The organism is Pigmentibacter ruber (assembly GCF_009792895.1).
Taxonomy (GTDB): Bacteria; Bdellovibrionota_B; Oligoflexia; order Silvanigrellales; family Silvanigrellaceae; genus Silvanigrella; species Silvanigrella rubra.
Genome location: NZ_WSSC01000001.1, coordinates 231,543 through 249,033 on the forward strand (window position 1 = coordinate 231,543; position 17,491 = coordinate 249,033).

Consider the following 17,491-nt stretch of genomic DNA (forward strand, 5'->3'; position numbering starts at 1 on the left):
AAAAAAATTTAAAGTGAATTTTTAAGAATACTACTAACCAACCAAGTTTCTTCTTCTAGGCTTCTACATTGAAGTCTATGACAAGCGATTGTTTTATTTAATTTAGGACATATTTCTACTAAAAACCCACAAAGCCAGAGATCTTTTTCTGCCACTTCGTAAGGTAACTTGATTTGCGGATTTGTAAATTTACTGATAACTCTGTTTTTTTCCATGCCTATAACGCTGTCATAAGGGCCTGTCATTCCAACGTCAGTCAAAAAAGCGGTTCCATTTTCAGTAATTCTTTCATCACTCGTTGGTGTGTGCGTGTGAGTACCTATTAATGCCGCTAAAATACCGTCATAATACCACGCTATAGCTTGTTTTTCTGAACTCGCTTCGGCATGTATATCAGCTATGACAATGTGTGAACCTGAATTTACTTTATCTTGAAAATTGTTTTTTTCATGTTTTAAGAATTCAAAGGGGTCTTTGTATTCCTCTTTCATAGCAAAATTGCCCATTAAATTAATTATATTTAGGGTTTTATTGCGGCCTTCTAAAAAAAACTGGGGTACTTTTTCAATATCACTTATTCCAATTAAATTTTGTGGAAGAATAAGATCATGATGCTTTTTTCTCAGGATATGGACATCGGATTTATCTTTCCAATGATTTCCCATTGTAAATGCGTCCACTCCTGCTAGTTTCATTTCATCATATATTTTATGAGTTATTCCAAACCCACCAGCTAAATTTTCACCATTAATCGTTATAAAGTCTAATTTAATGGCTTGTTTTATTTCAGGCAATACTTTTTTAACTATCCTTCTTCCACCTCTGCCTAGGACATCTCCAAGCATAAGAATTTTTATGCTTTGTTCTTGAGTTTTGGTTAAATTAACTAAAGAAGGATAGAAGTTTTCATGTGAAAAATGATTTACTATTATTTTACTTTGCAAGATGTGTGGCCCGCTGTTCTCTAATCATAGTTACTTTGATATTACTTGCTTGGTGAAGATCATTACGTAGCTTTTTAGCGACACTTTTTGCTAATAAAGTTACTGCTTCATCATCCATAACAGTTGGAGAGACCATAGCTCTCACTTCCCGGCCAGACTTAATCACAAAAGCTTGTTCAACGCCATCAAATTCTTCAACAGTGGTTTCCATATCTTTCAAACGGTCAATTGCTTTTTCTAAAAATTCTTTTCGCGCGCCTGGTCTAAAATTACTTAACATATTTGCTGTTTGCACAATAATTGTGATTGGATTTACTCCATGCAAATTTTCGCTATGATGTTTGGCTGCTGCTTCAATAACTTCTTGTGATTCCCCATATTTTTGTAAAAATAATGCGCCAACATGAGAATGGCTGCCCTCAGATTCTTCATCAAGGCTTTTGCCAATATCATGTAATAAAGCTGCTCTTTTGGCTAAACGCACGTTTAAATCGAGTTCTGCAGCAATAATGCCTGCTATTTGAGCTGTTTCAATAGAATGCTGCAGAACAGATTGTCCACCTGTCGATAAGTATTTCAATTTTCCAAGTGCTTGGATGACTTCAGGATGCAATCCTGTAATCCCGCAATCAAAAGAGGAACGTTCACCGGCTTCACGTATCATTTGTTCAAATTCACTCCGAGTTTTTTGGACAACTTCTTCAATTCTAGCAGGGTGGATACGCCCATCAGCAACTAAGCGTTCGATAGCGGTTTTTGCAATTTCCCTTCTAATGGGATTAAAACAAGAAATAATGACGGCTTCAGGAGTGTCATCGATAATGAGATCAACGCCTGTTGCTTGTTCTATTGTTCTAATATTTCTACCTTCTCTCCCAATAATTCTGCCTTTCATATCATCAGTTGGCAGACTAATTACTGAAACTGTGGAATCAGTAACAAATTCATTGGCAATTCTTTGGATTGAAGTTGCTATAATTCCTCTGGCTCTTTCTTCTGCAATTTTTCTTGCTTCGTCTTCAGCAGCACGTATTTCAGCACTTGCTGATTTTCTTACTTCAACTTCAATGGTTCTTTTTAACTGTTCACGAGCTTCTTCAAGCGATAATCTAGCAACAGACTCTAATTTATGTTTGCTGTCTTCTAAATTTTCTTCTGCTTTTTTTAATGCTAATGATACTTTTTGTTCTTCAGACTCTAATAATTCATGCTTTAGTTTTAAATCTTTTTCTTTTTGCTCAAGCTGTTGAGCTTTTTTATCAAGGGTTTCTTCACGTTTTTGAATGCGTGCTTCAATTTTTTTAATTTCAAGGTTTTTTTCGCGTTGAATGCGTTCAAAATCTCTACCTTCATTTATAGCTACATCTTTTGCTTCTTTTAAAGCCTTCTTAACAAGTTCCTCGGCTTGTTGCCTAGCTTCAGACAATCTTTTTTCAGCTTCTTCGTGTTTAATTTTTAGTTCTCGCGCTAAAGCACGCATATTCATCGTATGCACACCTAAAAACGCAAGGGCTGCCACAGCTAGACCGATAGCTATGATCAATACATATTCCCAAGCACCCATTTTTAATAAACTCCAATTATCAATTAATTTATATTCAAAACCCATCCCAAGTCCTTTTAGGGGCATAGATAGGAATTTACAGTTTTTGACCTTAGAACATCGTATAGATTTTTACCAGTAATAGGAATAATGTGAAACAGACTATTATTAAAAATAAAACTTTAGAATTCGCTTACCCAAGGGTTTGGTAAGGTTCTGTCAATCGTATGGCATTTTTTTCATTACGGTGAATTAGGAAAATGCGAAAGGTAGGGCAAGAATGAGGTTTAGGATTTTTAGCAGAAAGAGTTTTCAGCTCCTAAAAAAATAAAATAAATAAATTTGTAGGAATTAAAATAGTAAAATAAAGATGAGTTTAAAGGCAAATGTTTTTTCATTCAATCTTGCATTTTTTTTATTGTTAAATTAGTAATAAAATGTTTGCTTTCGTAATTAAAAACTTTGTAAAAAATAAGTTTTTAAGTTTTATTTTAATTATAATTATCTGCTTGAATTTAAGGCTAATTGGTGAAAAGTAGAAATAAGAAAGCTTTAAAAGAAAAAAGAGGAATAGTAACTTGCTATAATTGTTTAGCAATTATAGCCATAAAAACAAGAAAAAAATCTAAAAAATTAAAATGTATCAAATGTTTATCTAAAAATACTGTAAATATGAATTTCACTACGGAAAACACAGAAATGGTTTCTAATAATAAAATTTCATTTTCTGCAGAAAATGAAATGAATAAATCCACCAAAGATTATCAGGAAAATGAAAGAAAGATTTCAATCAAAGAACAATTAATTCCTTTAGGAAGTTTAATTACAATTAAAGATCATAAATGGGAAGTTTTAGGTTATTTAGAAGTAGCAGAAATGTTTGATGGTAAAGAGGATGTTTGGTGTGAATATTTACTAGAGAATAAAAGTTTAGGGTATCGTTGGCTAACTGAGTTTGATGGGCATTGGAATTTTATTTCACCTTGTGAAAAGAAAAATATAGAATTCAAGCCTAATACGAAGAAGTATTCTTCGAAAAATATTCCTGTATATTTAGAAAGACAATATCAACTTTTTCATTTAGGAAAAGGGGTTATTAAATTTAAAAATGGCAATTTTTTTTGGCCAGTTAAAATAGGAGATACTTTTGAGTTTGAAGATTATATTGCACCCCCATATGTTCTTACTTGTGAAAAAAATGCGGGAGAAGAAAATTGGTTGCAAGGTGAATATCTTCATAAAAATGAAGTTAAGAAAATTTTGACTTCAGAAAAAATCCCTTATAGATTTGGCGTGTATCTTAACCAAGTAAATAAATATATTGATATCAGAAAAAATTTAATAAAACCTTGGATTTTATTTTTAATTGTATTAATTAGTTTTCAACTTTGGATTATTTATTCATCTAAAAATGAGCTAATATTTGAAGAATCTTTTGTTCATGTGCCCAGTAGTAATGAAAAATCACAAATATCTAAAAAATTTGAACTTACTGATAGTAATAAAAATTTGGAATTAAAATTAATTGCATATGTGAATGATAATTTTTTTGATATGAGTGGGAAAATAGTGAATGAAGAAAATGGAGAAATTTATAATTTTTTTAAAAGTATTTATTATAGTTCAGAAGACGGTTCTGGTTCGCAAATTGAAACAGTAAGTTTTTCCTCTATCCCTAATGGAAAATATCAGTTTATATTAGAAGGAGTGACTGATGCAAAAGTTGATACACCTTGTAAAGTAATTGTATTAAGAGATGTTACAATTTGGTCGAATTTTATATTGTCTATTATTTTTCTATCAATCATTCCAATTTTCTTTCTCATTTTGGAAAAAAGATATGAGAAAAAACGATGGGAAAATAGTAATTTTAGCCCCTAATTAAAGGAATAAAATGATAAAATATATTTACATAATATCGTCAATTTTTGTCTGCGGAAATTTTTTTCAAATATCCAATAAAGGAGAGATACTAATAAATACTTTATTACCATTAATTTATAATCCAACAAATTTTGGCAGTAGCGATCACCATCATAAGTAAAGGTTTTAAAATGGAAGCTATATTAGAATACATAAATTTGAAATATATTATATCAGCACTTGTTTTTTCATTTTTAGGAGTGATAATTTTAGCAATTTCTTTTTATATTTTTGATAAATTAACACCAGGAAATTTATGGCATGAAATTGTAGTTAATAAAAATATTGCTTTAGCTATTACAACAGCAGCAATGACCCTTGCAATTGCACAAATTATAGCATCAGCAATACATGGATAGTAAATAAAAATGGTTTATGTTTTGCTTTTTTCAGTATTTATTATTTCAACATGTGGTCTTATATATGAACTTATTGCAGGAGCTTTAGCCAGTTACTTGCTTGGTGACTCTATTACTCAATTTTCAACGGTGATAGGTTCTTTTTTATTCTCAATGGGAATTGGTGCTTACTTATCAAAACATGTAAATAAAAATTTAATACATACTTTTATTTCTGTTGAATTAATTATTGGAATGGTTGGAGGATTTTCTGCAACTATTTTATTTATTGCATTTGAGTATATCGTTCATTTTAGAATATTATTGTATTTAATAGTAGGTATAATTGGTACATTCGTTGGGTTTGAAATCCCAATTTTAATGCGTATATTACAAAATAATTTCGCCTTTAAAGATCTTGTAGCAAAGGTGTTTACCTTTGATTATGTTGGTGCATTAATAGCTTCTATTTTGTTTCCTCTTATTCTAGTACCACATTTAGGTCTTATAAAAACAGCTCTTGTTTTTGGAATTATTAACGTTTTAATAGCTATTTGGGCTATCTACATCTTTAAAAATAAAATTTCCAATATAAAAACATTGCAAGGGACAGCTTTTTTTGTTTTAGGAATTTTACTATTAGGCCTCATTTTTTCTGACAAATTGGTTGAAATTACTGAAAAAGGAAACTATCAGGATAAAATTATATATTCAAAATCTTCAAAATATCAAAAAATAGTTTTAACAAAATCTACAAATGAATTTAAACTATTTTTAAATCGCAATTTGCAGTTTAACTCAAAAGATGAATACAGATATCATGAATCACTAGTGCATATTGGACTTTCTAGTTTAAACAATCCTAAAAATGTTCTAATTTTGGGAGGTGGTGATGGTTTAGCTGTAAGAGAAATACTAAAGTATAATTCAATTGAAAAAATAACTTTAGTTGAATTAGATAGTGAAATTACTGATATGTTTTCTAAAAACACTTTATTATCAAAGATTAATTCAAGATCTCTCCTTTCTGAAAAAGTAAAGATAATAAATGATGATGCATTTGTATGGCTAAAAGAAAATAAAAAAAAATTTGATTTTATAGTAGTTGATTTCCCTGATCCAAGTAATTTTTCAATTGGCAAATTATACACAAATACATTTTATAGATTACTTTATAATGCTATTTCAAATACTGGAATAGCAGTAATTCAGAGTACGTCGCCTTATGTCGCTAAAAAAAGTTTTTGGTGTGTGGATAATACTTTAAAATCAGTGGGTTTTCGGACTTATCCGTATCATGTTTACGTGCCTTCATTCGGTGATTGGGGGTATATTTTAGTTGCAAAAAATTCCTTTCAACTAAGGAACAATTTTCCATCAGAGCTAAAATTTATTAATTATGAATTAGCGCAAACATTTTTTCATTTTCCAAATGATAGTAAAGCTACAGTAAATGAAATAAATAAATTAAACAACCAAGTATTGGTTAGATATTTTGAACAAGAGTGGTCTGATTATGTCCAGTAAAATATCTTCGCGCAGAAAATTTTTAAAAAAAGTGCTCTTGGCTTCCGCTTTTACTGCTTCTGGTGGATTTGCTTATCGGAAATTTATTTCTCCAAACAAAGAAACAACTATCACTGGTTCTATATTAGGAGCTAATGCAAAAATAGGGCATAAAGTAAATACAGAAATTAAAGATATTAAATTTTCTGTAGTTGAAAAAATAAGTACACTAATAATTGGTGGTGGAGTAGCAGGATTATCTGCTGCCTGGTGGTTAAAAAAAAATAATTACAAAGATTTTAAAATTTTAGAAATGAATGCAGAAGTTGGCGGTAATTCTTTTTCTTCTGAAAATAATATTTCGAAATATCCTTGGGGTGCGCATTATTTAGTCATGCCAACAAATGAATCTATTTATCTAAAAAGTTTATTAGAAGAAATGGGAGTTATTAAAGGGTATAAAAATTCTTTACCAATTTATGATGAATTTTCTTTATGTGCCGACCCACAGGAAAGATTGTTTTTCCAAGGAGAGTGGCAAGAAGGCTTATTACCTTATAAGGGTGTAACAGATAAAGATAAACAACAATATAAAGAATTTTTTACTCTAGTAGAAAAATTAAAAAACCAAAAAGGATCTGACAATAAACCGCTGTTTGCTATCCCAATAGATTATAGTTCCCAAGATAATGAATATTTAAATTTAGATCATATTTCCATGGCAGAATTTATGCACCAAAAAGGCTGGAATTCAAAAACATTAACTTGGTACATTAATTACTGCTGTCGGGACGATTTTGGAATGGGATATGAAAAAGTTTCTGCTTGGGCTGGTTTGCATTACTTTGCTGCACGCAATGGGAAAGCTGCGAATGCAGAAGCAAATACAGTGCTTACTTGGCCAGAAGGTAATGGATTTTTGGTTAATTATCTTAAAAAGTATTCAACAGAAAGTATTGTAAACAATTGTTTTGTTACTTCTATCGAAAATTTTAAAGATTTTTGTATTGTTAATGTTTTTAATACGAAAGATAATACTTATATTCAATATCAAGCAAAGCAAGTACTTTTTTGTGCGCCAAGATTTATTGCAAATAAAGTGATAAAAAATTATGAAAAAATGAATTTACCTGAAACCTCACCTTGGCTAATAGCAAATATTTCTTTGCAAAATGTTCCGGCATCGCTATCAACATCAATGGCTTGGGATAACGTCAGTTACTATAGCAATTCTTTAGGATATATTGTAGCAAATCATCAAAGTTTAAAAATTCCTAAAAATGATCTTGTGTTAACTTATTATTTACCACTCGACATTCTATCAGCGAAAGAAGAAAGAATGCTTGCTTTAAAATGTAATTATAATGACTGGCTTAATATTCTTTTATCAGATTTAAATAAAATGCATTCTGAAATTAAAAATTCCATTAAAAATGTTGATTTTTGGATTTGGGGGCATGGTATGGCAGCACCAGGGATTGGTTTTCTCTGGAGTGAGAAACGGAAAAAACTAATGGAACCATTTGGAAATATTGATTTTGCTCACTCTGAAATGAGTGGCATTTCATTATTTGAAGAAGCTCAATATAGAGGAATTGAAGCAGCTAAAAAAGTTTTACTTAGGAGATGAAGGAAAGGAGGGAGAAAGTTTTAAATTAACTAAGCACCACTCTCGCTTTCATTGAGCTGAAGCATTCACTACTTCATCATATTTTCTTTGGTAGTTTTAATGATTGTTCTTCATCTTCTATTTCAAGTGAAGTTCTTTTTAAAGGACCACCAGGTATTGTTAAAGCAGAGTAGTTAGTTTCTAAGAGATAATTTTTGGCCTTTTTTACCCGCGTATATAAGTCAAACTTTTCATCTGGATTAATTTTTTCATAATTAATAATTTCTGATTTTGCTATCATATCTTTTCCAATAGGACCAAAAACAAAATCTTCTAGGGAATCTTTTAATTTATTGTAAGTATATTCTCTATTTAGTTCATCTGATAGAGGAATATTGGTATTCTCTTTATTTTCAGAAATTAAAACTAATTTTTTTGCTTCAAGTTCTGTAAAGTGATCTAGGGCGGTTAGAGATAAAGTGTATAATTTAAAAAATTGATAAGAGCCGCCAGATTGTTCTGGATTTGAGACTACTGACATAGAAACTTGCCTGTACCTGCTTACGGATTGAAGAGGATCAAGTAGTTTTAGATTTTTCAAAGATTTATGTCTACCTATATTATATGGATCTAATTTATTACTAGTAATAAAATTACTTACCCATTTTCCTAATTCAGACTTTCCTCTTGGTTCTGTAAATAAGAAATAAGTTTTAAAGACATCTACAAATGGTGAGTTTTTAATTCCAGTTAAAAATAGTAAGAGTTCTAAAAGATTTGCAGAAGAAGAAATACGAAATCTTGCCATCAAGGAAATTGGCAGAAAATATTTGTAAATTGTTTCTTGGAAAGGAGATTTTTGAGTTATAAGATAAATTGTTTCGAAATAAGATTTAAGTATATCAGATAATTGATTTCTTATATTGTCAGTAAAAATTTTAGTATTTAATTCCGTAATTTTATACGCAGAAGATGTTATTTTATTTCTACTAAATAATTCATTTATTTTTCTTTCGATATTATCACTTTTAAAAAAATAATTGCTATTAAATTTGTTATATTTTTCAAAATATTCAAAAATATCTATTTCAGGAATTTCAATTTTTTTATTATTTCGGATAGCGGCAGGATTTAAAATTTCTGGAAAATCTTTTAAACTATTTAAACCAATTGCCCTATAATAATAAATTTTAACTAATGTTTTTTTAAATTGTGCTCTTGCAATCCAAATATCATTATTTGATGTTACTACTATATTTGGATTGTTCCTACAAAATAGTAAAAAATTATTAAATAAATATTTTTTTAAAATAAGAGCCGGATCAACCAAAATTTCAAAAATATTTGGATAACTTTTTTTATATTTATCAATAGAAAAAATTATATGCGAAGCATAATCATCAACCATAAATCCATAATATCTTGTCTGTAGATATTGAAAGAGAGCTTTTTTTAAATAATCATCATAATTATAACCTCTATTGTTTTTTCTAAAAGAATAATTAATTAAATTAATTATAGAATTTCCAATTATTTTTAGATAAATATCATTTGATAAATTGTCAACGTCTAATTCTATATCTGTTACAAGCGGCATGTTCTTTGCTCCTTAACTTTCCACATGTGAAGATAGGAGCAAAAAACATGCCATAAAATGACATGTATATCATTAAGATAATCTTTTTTAATTTCTTTTTAAATTTTAGTTTCGCCTTTATAAAGAAGAAGCCTCGTGCCAAATATTTACTTAAATATTAATAAACATCTCTCTCAAATTTACTACTATGTGGAGTAGGTAGTTCAGAGCTTTTATGTGAGTGCGAGTAATATTTAATAAAGCGATGTCCATGGGTATCAAAGAAAACAGCACCTTTATATCCTAAAGCATTTAATTCTTTTTCTAATTTTGCATCACTCATATGACAATTAGCAAAGTAGAAATATTTTTCATCAAATACATCAACTTTTAGCATGATAAATCTTTGTGCAAGAAGCATAGAATTAATTATGATTGGATTTCTGGTATTGATTGCACTACCCAAATTTTGGGACATGTAGTCATAAAAAACAGAATCCTCAGATTGTAAATTTTTTGAATGCTTTTCATTAAGATAGTAATTATATACTTTATTTCTTTTTTGATATCTTTCGAGCATGTCAAATAATACAATATCAAAAAATAAAGCTCCTTTGTTTCCTAAGATAGCGGAACATTCAGGCCTTACTGACATATTTGCAACTGAAAAATAATATGAATCATGGGATTGTGTATATATTGATGGTGTTGTTGAAAGATTAAGTTTTTGATTTGCAAAACTCGAAGCAACTCTTCCGTGTTCAAGATTTGATAGAGCAAAGTATTCTTCATAAACAGAACTATTCATATATGATTTTATAGCAATATATTTAGCACCAAATTCAGGAATTTCACTTAAAGCAGAAATTTTTTCTGTGATTCTAGTATTTGTATCAACGTATAAGCCACCATATAAAAGTAAAGCAATTAGTCTTAAAGCATCGGTACTATATGCTGCTTTCTTAAAGTAACCACTATTTTCAGCATAAATCATTTGAACGATTTCATTTCGTTTCTGTGTGCTTAGATAACTACTACTGGGTGTATTTTTAAATTCATTTAATAGATCAGGCACGCTCTTTACAGTAAACTTAATGGGTGGAAATGTATTTTCTGACAGTATTTTTAAAGATCTATTGGTTATTTCTATTTTTTCTGCATCAACCCAGAATATTCCTTCTGCATTTAATTTTTTTAAATTAGATAAAAAATAAAGTTGAATTTTTTTTGGTATTTCTTTTCCTAAGTAGAAAGTATGAAGTAATTTTTTGTTTAAAGAAACACCAGTAATATTATTGAGATGAAGAATATTCTTATTTATTGATCTTGCAGGATAGGATGTTTTGCTTGCAAATCCAAGTGTATGACATGATGGACAAATGTCACAAGTATAAGAAATATTATTTCTTTTTATTTCTGATTTAATATTACAAATTACGCACTTTGATTCCTCGTATCGATAAGGATTCAAAATAGGTTTTTTTTTAAATAGACGCATCCTTGCTCTCCTATACTATTTTATAGATATTTAATATTGAATATCATTAAATTTGATATAAAAAATTAAATATTTTATAACATTATTAGAATATTTTTTCTTAGACAACAAAATTTTTTTATTTTTATAAATGCTTTAATATTAGAATGTTTTTGTTTTTATTGAGGTACTGAATAAATTTATGCAATTATATTGGCTTTAGTTTTAAATTTATCGATATGTTAGAGATTAGAATTCTATTGAAAATAATTAAATCCATATAATATCAACATGTTAAAATTAAATTTTAAGCATTTTTTAAGAAAAAAGGTCATTTTTGCTTTCAATGCTCCGAAAAGAATACAGAAACCTTTATAATTTAAATAAGGGATGGTGAAAAATATGATAGAAAATAGGTTTTCATTTTTTAAAAAAAATTTGATACTATTTATTATTTTATTTTCTTCTTGTAATAAATCACAATCTAATAATAATAAAAGTGATGGTAGTATAATAAAATATAGATTTTGTACATTTGAGAATTCAAAATTTAATCAAAACTTGCCCAATCCTTTTTGCACAGATCTAAATGATTCTTTCTTAAATCCTTTAGGAAAATATGAATGGCATTTAAAAAATACAGGTCAAAATGCTTTTGCATCAAATAGTGGTACTGCTAATGAAGATATAAATGTTTATGATGTCCTGAAAACTTTATGCTTAAGTGGAAAAGATATTCCAGTTGCAGTTGTTGATTCTGGTTTAGAAATGCTGCATCCATCTTTGTTACCTAATATTAACAATTCAGGCAGAGTTCAATCGATTAACTTTTTAGCAAATGAGAAAAATAATGAGTGTATTAATGATCCTACACCTGATCTAAGTGTGACTTCAGATCATGGAACGATGGTTGCTGGAATTTTAGGAATGCGAAGTAATTTAGGCTACGGCGGAAGTGGAGTGGCGCCAAGGGTACTACTTTCAGGATACAATTTAACTAGTAGTGCAGAGACTCAAACCGTTTCTAATTATTTAGACTCTTTAGGGCAAAGTGATGAATCAAAAAATAATTATATTTTTAATATGAGTTTTGGCTCAAAATCTGACGTACCACTTGAGTTCGATTATTCTGACGAAATTGTTGCTAATCAAATTTTTTATCAAGGTGTAAATTTATTGCGAAATGGCAAGGGAGCAATTTTTGTAAAATCAGCTGGAAATTCATTTAAAAATTACAGTTCTTCACTTTCTTCTATCAATTGTGCATTAGCAAATTTAATTAATATAACATGTGTTCCAGCTAATACTGATCCGTTAAATACTCTCCCATATATTATAGTTGTAGGAAGTAGCAATGCTTCAGGTAAGCATGCTAGTTATTCTAGCACAGGCTCATGTCTATGGGTGTCTGCTCCAGGTGGAGAGTACGGTTTGGATAAAAATTGGATAGTTAGCAAATATGACAGTTCTCTACCTCCTTTTTCAATAAATTCTTCTGATTCTCTATTTTTTCCGGCAATTATTACAACAGATCTCTCTGGTAATAATAGAGGTAATAGTATTCCAGTGCCAAGTAAATTAAATTTTGATAAAGCTTTATTTATAAAAAATTCTTTTAATGCAGGATTAGCTTTAGATGATGATGGAAAGTTGTTGAATTCTAATTATGATTATGTAGCAACAATGAATGGAACTTCTTCAGCTGCCCCAATTGTTTCCGGAGTAGTAGCTTTAATATTAGAGGCGAATCCTAACTTAACATGGAGAGATGTGAAACACATTTTAGCAAAAACATCTAATCAAATTGATCCAACTCTCTCTTCAAAAAGTTTTTCCATTGGGGGTGGTGTTCTTTATATTTATGATGAGGGCTGGATTAAAAATGCAGCTAATTATTTCTTTTCTAATACTTATGGGTTTGGCAGAGTTGATGCTGCAAAAGCCATTGCAATGGCAAAATCCTACACCTTAGGTTCACTTGGAAATTTTATTGAAACAGGTTTTCTTTCGCCAACTATTCCTTTTCCTATTAGTGTGCCATTGGGACTGAACGGAACAGATCAACAAATAAAAATTAATGTTGCAAATTATCTTACAATAGAATCTGTTACTTTATCTGTTTCAGGGACTAGTGATTATTTAGCTGATATTGCAATCGAAGTTTATTCGCCATCAGGAACAAAAAGTATTGTTTGGAATGCAGGAAATTCTGCTACAAGTAGTTCTGCTAAATTTTTAAATACACGAATGGCATCTAATGCCTTTTATGGTGAAAACTCGCATGGAACTTGGGTTGTTAAAATTATTTGTTTAGGGACTAAAGCAAAAAATGCAAAATTCACAGATGTAAAATTAAAAATATCTGGCCATTAAGGAATAGAGTTATGAATATATTACATTTTTCTGCTTTTTGGATGCTATTATTATTAATTACCAGTTGTAAAAATTTAGATAGAAATTCTTCAGCACAAACAGATTCTCCTTCGGTTATTCAAAAAAACTATTCTGAATCTATAAAACAGTATGAAAAAGAAAGTATTGCGCAAGATAATAATATTTTTATGACTTATAATAATATTGTGGCGGAAAAAAAAGCTAATTTTCAAAGTGATAAAAATGATGTTTATATAAAAGATGATCAGCTTGTCATAGATAATTTCGTAATTCATAAAAAAGATGCAATCTCTGACGAAGAAAATAAAGATAAAACAAAGATTAATTATGAAGTAGTTTATAATAAAAATACAAGTAATTTTGGTATTATTACACATACAGTTATTGTTAAAATTCAACCAAGCAAAAATTTAATATTACCTAATAGTACTGATTATAAAGTCACAAAATCAGTAAAAAATATTGGAGTTTACTTTATTCAATTTTCACCAAATATAAGTATTTCAAAAGTAAAAAGTGAAATCGAAAAAGCGAATAATATCAAAGAAAATACCGAAAATAAGGTAATTATTGAAATAATAGAATTGGCAAAAGTAAATAAACCAGCGTAAAATATATAATTAAGAAAAAATACAAAAAATTCTACGACTAGACAAAAAATAAAGTAATTTATTAAAAATATTGCAATTAGGGATAAATGACTAAAACTTGAAGTGGACTAATCTGAATAACTGCTTTATAAAATAAAAGCTTTTTTTATGAAAAATAAAATGGTGCGGATGGGCGGACTCGAACCGCCATGCTTGCGCACACGCCCCTCAAACGTGCGTGTCTACCAATTTCACCACATCCGCAGTGAAGGCCTTACTACCTCAAGCAAGCTGAAAGGTCAACTTGTATTGCATATTAAATTAGGAAGTCTTAATGATAAACAGCATAGTTTTTTTCTTATTTATAATTGTAGTTTTTCTTTTTCCGCAATTTTTTCCAAGTTTTTCAAAATTAGATGGAACTCTTGCCTTTGTTTTAGGGATTTTTTATTCCCTATTTTTTGGTAATAAGTATCAATCTTTGACTCAATTGTGGAGTAAAAGGTTCTTAAGCTGGTCAATTGTAGGCCTTGGTTTTGGAATGAATTTAATAACTGTATTAAATGTGGGGCGGACAGGGTTATTCTATTCTATTATTGGTATTTTATTAACAATTTTAGTTGGTTATGTTTTAGGAAAATATTTAAAAATAAACTCTGAACAATCATCACTTGTTTCATTTGGCACGGCTATTTGTGGTGGAAGTGCAATAGCTGTTTTATCTCAATCCATAAAAGCGTCTAGTACAGCCATAAGTGCTTCATTAGCTGTGGTGTTTTTATATAATGCTTTAGCCTTATTTATATTTCCTCAAATAGGAAGCTTTTTTAACCTTACCCAAGAGCAATTTGGCTTATGGAGTGCACTTGCTATTCATGATACCAGTTCGGTGATTGGAGCAAGTTATCAATACGGAGAGAAGGCATTAGCAATTGCGACTACAGTCAAGCTAGGGAGGGCTCTTTGGATAATACCATTTGCGGTTATAATATCTTACTTTTATGACAAAAAAAATTTTAAAGCGGTAGAAAACAAACCTGAAAAACAAAAAAAGAATAGGCCATGGTTTATTTTAGGATTTTTAATGGCAGCTGCAGCGGCTACATGGATACCAATTGTGAATGAATATGGATCACAATTAAATTCAATATCTAAAAAGTTACTTGTTCTTACTTTATTTTTAATTGGGACAAATTTAACAAAAGAAGTTATTAAAAAAGTTGGATTTAGACCTTTTATTCTAGGTGGTATTTTATGGGCTCTTATTTCAATAATTACTCTACAGCTAATAATTGTTGGAATCATTAGTATTTAAATTTTTTTCAAAAAAAATGATAATATTTTCCTAAGTGATTTACATGAATTAAAAAAGAGGTTTTTGCATGTCTATATACTTGAGAAAAATTATTCTTGTAACATTTTTTTTCATTCATTTTAATACCTTTGCGGAACAAAAAAAATTAATTATAGTAACCAGAGATTATCCTCCTTATATATATCAGGATAATAATGTTATTAAAGGTGCTTCTGCTGAACTAGTTAAGTACATTTTTAGCAAATTAAAAATAAAATATGAAATTATTATACAGCCATGGAACCGTTCACATAAGGAAATTGAAATAGGTAAGGCAGATATTATTTTTACAGTTAATAAGTCCCCTGAAAGAGATAAAATTATGACCTATAATAAAGAACCTTTAATTTTACAAAACATGGTATTTTTTAAGAAAAAAAGCAATGATTTAGTTTTTAATGGTGAGTATAAGAATTTAAAAAATAAAACAATAGGATATACTAGAGGTGCTTATTATGGAGATGGTTTTGTAAAAGGTGTAAAAGAAAATAATCTTACTATAGAAGAGAGTTGGGATTACGAGAAATGTCTATTAAAATTACAATCTGATAGATATGATGTGATTGTAGGAAGTGAAAAAGTGATAGAATATCTGATGAAAAAATTAAACATGGATGTGAAAAATTATCAAAAACTAAGCCCTAAAGTAGAAACGATAAAAAGTTATCTTGGATTTAGTAAAAAAAGAGATTATACTCAATTAAAATTAAAAATTGATCATCTTCTTATGTCAATGAAAAATTCTGGAGAGTATGAAGGAATTGTAAGTAAGAATTTAAATTTATAGTGAACTAAGCCCTTTTTAATTAGTACGAATTTGGTTTGTTGTTTAAGTTGCATTTTTTGATGCATTTTCCCCATCGTAGGTTTTGAGACCAAAACCTACGAAAACTTGCAATAATATTATACCAGCTAAAATATATAAGGTGTAATGGAATGCTTTTAAGCCATCAAATTTAAAAATATCTGTTTTTAGAGAATCTAAAAATGTTAAAAGTAAAAAAGAAACAAAACCAACAGAAATTCCTGAAGTAAATTGTCTTATAGTAATATCTAAACTAGTTGCGTTTGCTGATTTATTTTTTGGGACATCAACATAAATTAAAGGTCCATTGCTGGAAAATAGTAAGATATTAAAAAACCCTAAAAGAAAACAGGATATGCAAATATATAAATAGCTACTAGTATGCTCTATTTGAGCTATAAGCAATAATGCAAAAGAAATTCCAAAAGGAGAAGCGGCGATAATTTTTTTAAATCCAAATTTTTTAATAAATCGAGACGAAATTCCTCGCATTGTAAAAGCTCCAATTGCCATTGGTGCTATAAGTAAACCAGATTTTATAGGCGAGTATTGAAATTGCAATTGAAATAATAAGGGTAATAAAAAAGAAACACCACCTGTTGCAATATAAGATATAAAGTTTCCTAAGACTCCTATCCGATAAGTTCTAATTTTAAACAATTGCAAATTTAAAATAGATTTTTCTTTATAATGAATTGCATGGAATATGAACATAATAAAAGTTATTAATCCTATTGATAAAAGAACTTTTAAAATTAAAGTAGGTAAAATAGATTCACCTATAAATTCCATAGAAATTGCAAAACAAGATAGAGAAGTTCCTATTAAAAAAAATCCTAGGAAATCTGGTTTTATTTTATGTTCAGATTGTTCATTAATTATATATTTTTGTGCTAAAATAAAAGTTATAATTCCAATTGGAATATTGATAAAAAATACCCAACGCCATGTTGTATAAGTGGTAATTAGACCGCCAACTAAAGGACCTAGTATTGGTCCTGTTAAAGCAGGTAAAAAAATATACATTGTTGCTTTAACTAATTCTGATGGTGGGAAAACACGCACCATGATAAGTCTTGCTACAGGAGTCATCATTGCAGCGCCAAATCCTTGCAATGCTCTAAAGATAGATAACTCTAGTAATGAATTTGAAAGTCCGCAAAAAATTGAGCTGATAGAAAAGACGATTATGGAAGTTGAAAAAACATTTTTTGTTCCATAATTATCTGCAGCCCAACCACTGATAGGAATAAAAATAGCTAAACTAATAAGATAGCTTGTAATTGCTAATTTTAAATTTACTGGGTTGGTATTAAATGCAAGTGAAATATTGGGTATGGCCGTATTTAAAATAGTAGCATCCATCATTTCCATAAACAAAGCAGAAGCAAGAATCCAAATAATTACTTGTTTATTTAATGGAAATGACATT

General features: G+C 29.1%; 13 protein-coding genes and 1 tRNA gene. 8 read left to right on the forward strand and 6 right to left on the reverse strand.

Translation table 11 applies throughout. The features are described 5' to 3' along the window. Nucleotides 1-8 precede the first annotated feature (8 nt). Both GOY08_RS00995 and rny read right to left on the reverse strand, forming a co-directional pair. A complete protein-coding gene (locus tag GOY08_RS00995) occupies nt 9-944 on the reverse strand; it encodes a TIGR00282 family metallophosphoesterase (protein ID WP_158996701.1) in 936 nt (311 codons plus the stop codon). Continuing rightward, the gene (gene rny / locus GOY08_RS01000; RefSeq protein ID WP_158996702.1) at nt 934-2,553 is read right to left on the reverse strand and encodes a ribonuclease Y; all 1,620 of its coding nucleotides are present in this window, start codon (nt 2,551-2,553) and stop codon (nt 934-936) included. Before rny ends, GOY08_RS00995 begins: the two co-directional genes overlap by 11 nt. 462 nt (nt 2,554-3,015) lie before the next feature. Here rny and GOY08_RS01005 point away from each other — a divergent pair, with 462 nt between their 5' ends. The 4 genes from GOY08_RS01005 (at nt 3,016) to GOY08_RS01020 (ending at nt 7,884) form a co-directional block, all read left to right on the forward strand. Continuing rightward, nucleotides 3,016-4,368 (forward strand): DUF4178 domain-containing protein, encoded by a 1,353-nt coding sequence (locus tag GOY08_RS01005; protein ID WP_158996703.1) that lies wholly within the window; start codon nt 3,016-3,018, stop codon nt 4,366-4,368. 173 nt (nt 4,369-4,541) lie between these two features. Then, a complete protein-coding gene (locus tag GOY08_RS01010) occupies nt 4,542-4,769 on the forward strand; it encodes a DUF350 domain-containing protein (protein WP_158996704.1) in 228 nt (75 codons plus the stop codon). Between the two features lie 9 nt (nt 4,770-4,778). Beyond that, the gene (locus GOY08_RS01015; RefSeq protein ID WP_158996705.1) at nt 4,779-6,275 is read left to right on the forward strand and encodes a polyamine aminopropyltransferase; all 1,497 of its coding nucleotides are present in this window, start codon (nt 4,779-4,781) and stop codon (nt 6,273-6,275) included. After that, complete coding sequence (locus GOY08_RS01020) at nt 6,265-7,884, forward strand: NAD(P)-binding protein (protein WP_158996706.1); 1,620 nt, start codon at nt 6,265-6,267, stop codon at nt 7,882-7,884. The genes GOY08_RS01015 and GOY08_RS01020 overlap by 11 nt, the downstream gene beginning before the upstream one ends. Nucleotides 7,885-7,960: 76 nt before the next feature. Here the strand turns inward: GOY08_RS01020 and GOY08_RS01025 are convergent, their stop codons facing one another. Continuing rightward, nucleotides 7,961-9,460, reverse strand: coding sequence for a hypothetical protein (locus tag GOY08_RS01025; protein ID WP_158996707.1), 1,500 nt, complete (start codon nt 9,458-9,460; stop codon nt 7,961-7,963). Between the two features lie 157 nt (nt 9,461-9,617). Next, nucleotides 9,618-10,937, reverse strand: coding sequence for a glycosyltransferase (locus tag GOY08_RS01030; RefSeq protein WP_158996708.1), 1,320 nt, complete (start codon nt 10,935-10,937; stop codon nt 9,618-9,620). A 381-nt stretch (nt 10,938-11,318) separates the two neighbouring features. Between GOY08_RS01030 and GOY08_RS01035 the strand changes: the two genes are divergently transcribed. Both GOY08_RS01035 and GOY08_RS01040 read left to right on the forward strand, forming a co-directional pair. After that, nucleotides 11,319-13,289 carry a S8 family serine peptidase gene (locus GOY08_RS01035; protein WP_158996709.1) on the forward strand — a complete coding sequence of 657 codons (1,971 nt, stop codon included), beginning with the start codon at nt 11,319-11,321 and terminating at the stop codon, nt 13,287-13,289. 11 nt (nt 13,290-13,300) lie between these two features. Beyond that, entirely contained in the window at nt 13,301-13,921 is a 621-nt protein-coding gene (locus tag GOY08_RS01040) for a hypothetical protein (RefSeq protein ID WP_158996710.1), read from the forward strand. A gap of 160 nt (nt 13,922-14,081) precedes the next feature. Here GOY08_RS01040 and GOY08_RS01045 read toward each other — a convergent pair. Beyond that, a tRNA-Leu gene (locus tag GOY08_RS01045) sits at nt 14,082-14,164 on the reverse strand. 70 nt (nt 14,165-14,234) lie between these two features. On the opposite strand from GOY08_RS01045, the gene GOY08_RS01050 reads away from it, so the two are divergent. Both GOY08_RS01050 and GOY08_RS01055 read left to right on the forward strand, forming a co-directional pair. Continuing rightward, entirely contained in the window at nt 14,235-15,215 is a 981-nt protein-coding gene (locus tag GOY08_RS01050; RefSeq protein WP_158996711.1) for a YeiH family protein, read from the forward strand. A gap of 67 nt (nt 15,216-15,282) precedes the next feature. Further along, on the forward strand, nt 15,283-16,041 hold the full coding sequence (locus GOY08_RS01055; RefSeq protein WP_158996712.1) for a substrate-binding periplasmic protein: 759 nt from the start codon (nt 15,283-15,285) through the stop codon (nt 16,039-16,041). A gap of 42 nt (nt 16,042-16,083) precedes the next feature. Here the strand turns inward: GOY08_RS01055 and GOY08_RS01060 are convergent, their stop codons facing one another. Beyond that, a complete protein-coding gene (locus GOY08_RS01060) occupies nt 16,084-17,490 on the reverse strand; it encodes a DHA2 family efflux MFS transporter permease subunit (protein WP_158996713.1) in 1,407 nt (468 codons plus the stop codon). Nucleotide 17,491: the final 1 nt, after the last annotated feature.

What these genes read in the sequence shown, in the direction of transcription:
- rny (WP_158996702.1), bottom strand. Translation starts at nt 2,553, where the DNA reads ATGGGTTTTGAATATAAATTAATTGATAATTGGAGTTTATTAAAAATG.
- GOY08_RS01010 (WP_158996704.1), top strand. Translation starts at nt 4,542, where the DNA reads ATGGAAGCTATATTAGAATACATAAATTTGAAATATATTATATCAGCA.
- GOY08_RS01015 (WP_158996705.1), top strand. Translation starts at nt 4,779, where the DNA reads ATGGTTTATGTTTTGCTTTTTTCAGTATTTATTATTTCAACATGTGGT.
- GOY08_RS01020 (WP_158996706.1), top strand. Translation starts at nt 6,265, where the DNA reads ATGTCCAGTAAAATATCTTCGCGCAGAAAATTTTTAAAAAAAGTGCTC.
- GOY08_RS01025 (WP_158996707.1), bottom strand. Translation starts at nt 9,460, where the DNA reads ATGCCGCTTGTAACAGATATAGAATTAGACGTTGACAATTTATCAAAT.
- GOY08_RS01030 (WP_158996708.1), bottom strand. Translation starts at nt 10,937, where the DNA reads ATGCGTCTATTTAAAAAAAAACCTATTTTGAATCCTTATCGATACGAG.
- GOY08_RS01035 (WP_158996709.1), top strand. Translation starts at nt 11,319, where the DNA reads ATGATAGAAAATAGGTTTTCATTTTTTAAAAAAAATTTGATACTATTT.
- GOY08_RS01040 (WP_158996710.1), top strand. Translation starts at nt 13,301, where the DNA reads ATGAATATATTACATTTTTCTGCTTTTTGGATGCTATTATTATTAATT.
- GOY08_RS01050 (WP_158996711.1), top strand. Translation starts at nt 14,235, where the DNA reads ATGATAAACAGCATAGTTTTTTTCTTATTTATAATTGTAGTTTTTCTT.
- GOY08_RS01055 (WP_158996712.1), top strand. Translation starts at nt 15,283, where the DNA reads ATGTCTATATACTTGAGAAAAATTATTCTTGTAACATTTTTTTTCATT.
- GOY08_RS01060 (WP_158996713.1), bottom strand. Translation starts at nt 17,490, where the DNA reads ATGTCATTTCCATTAAATAAACAAGTAATTATTTGGATTCTTGCTTCT.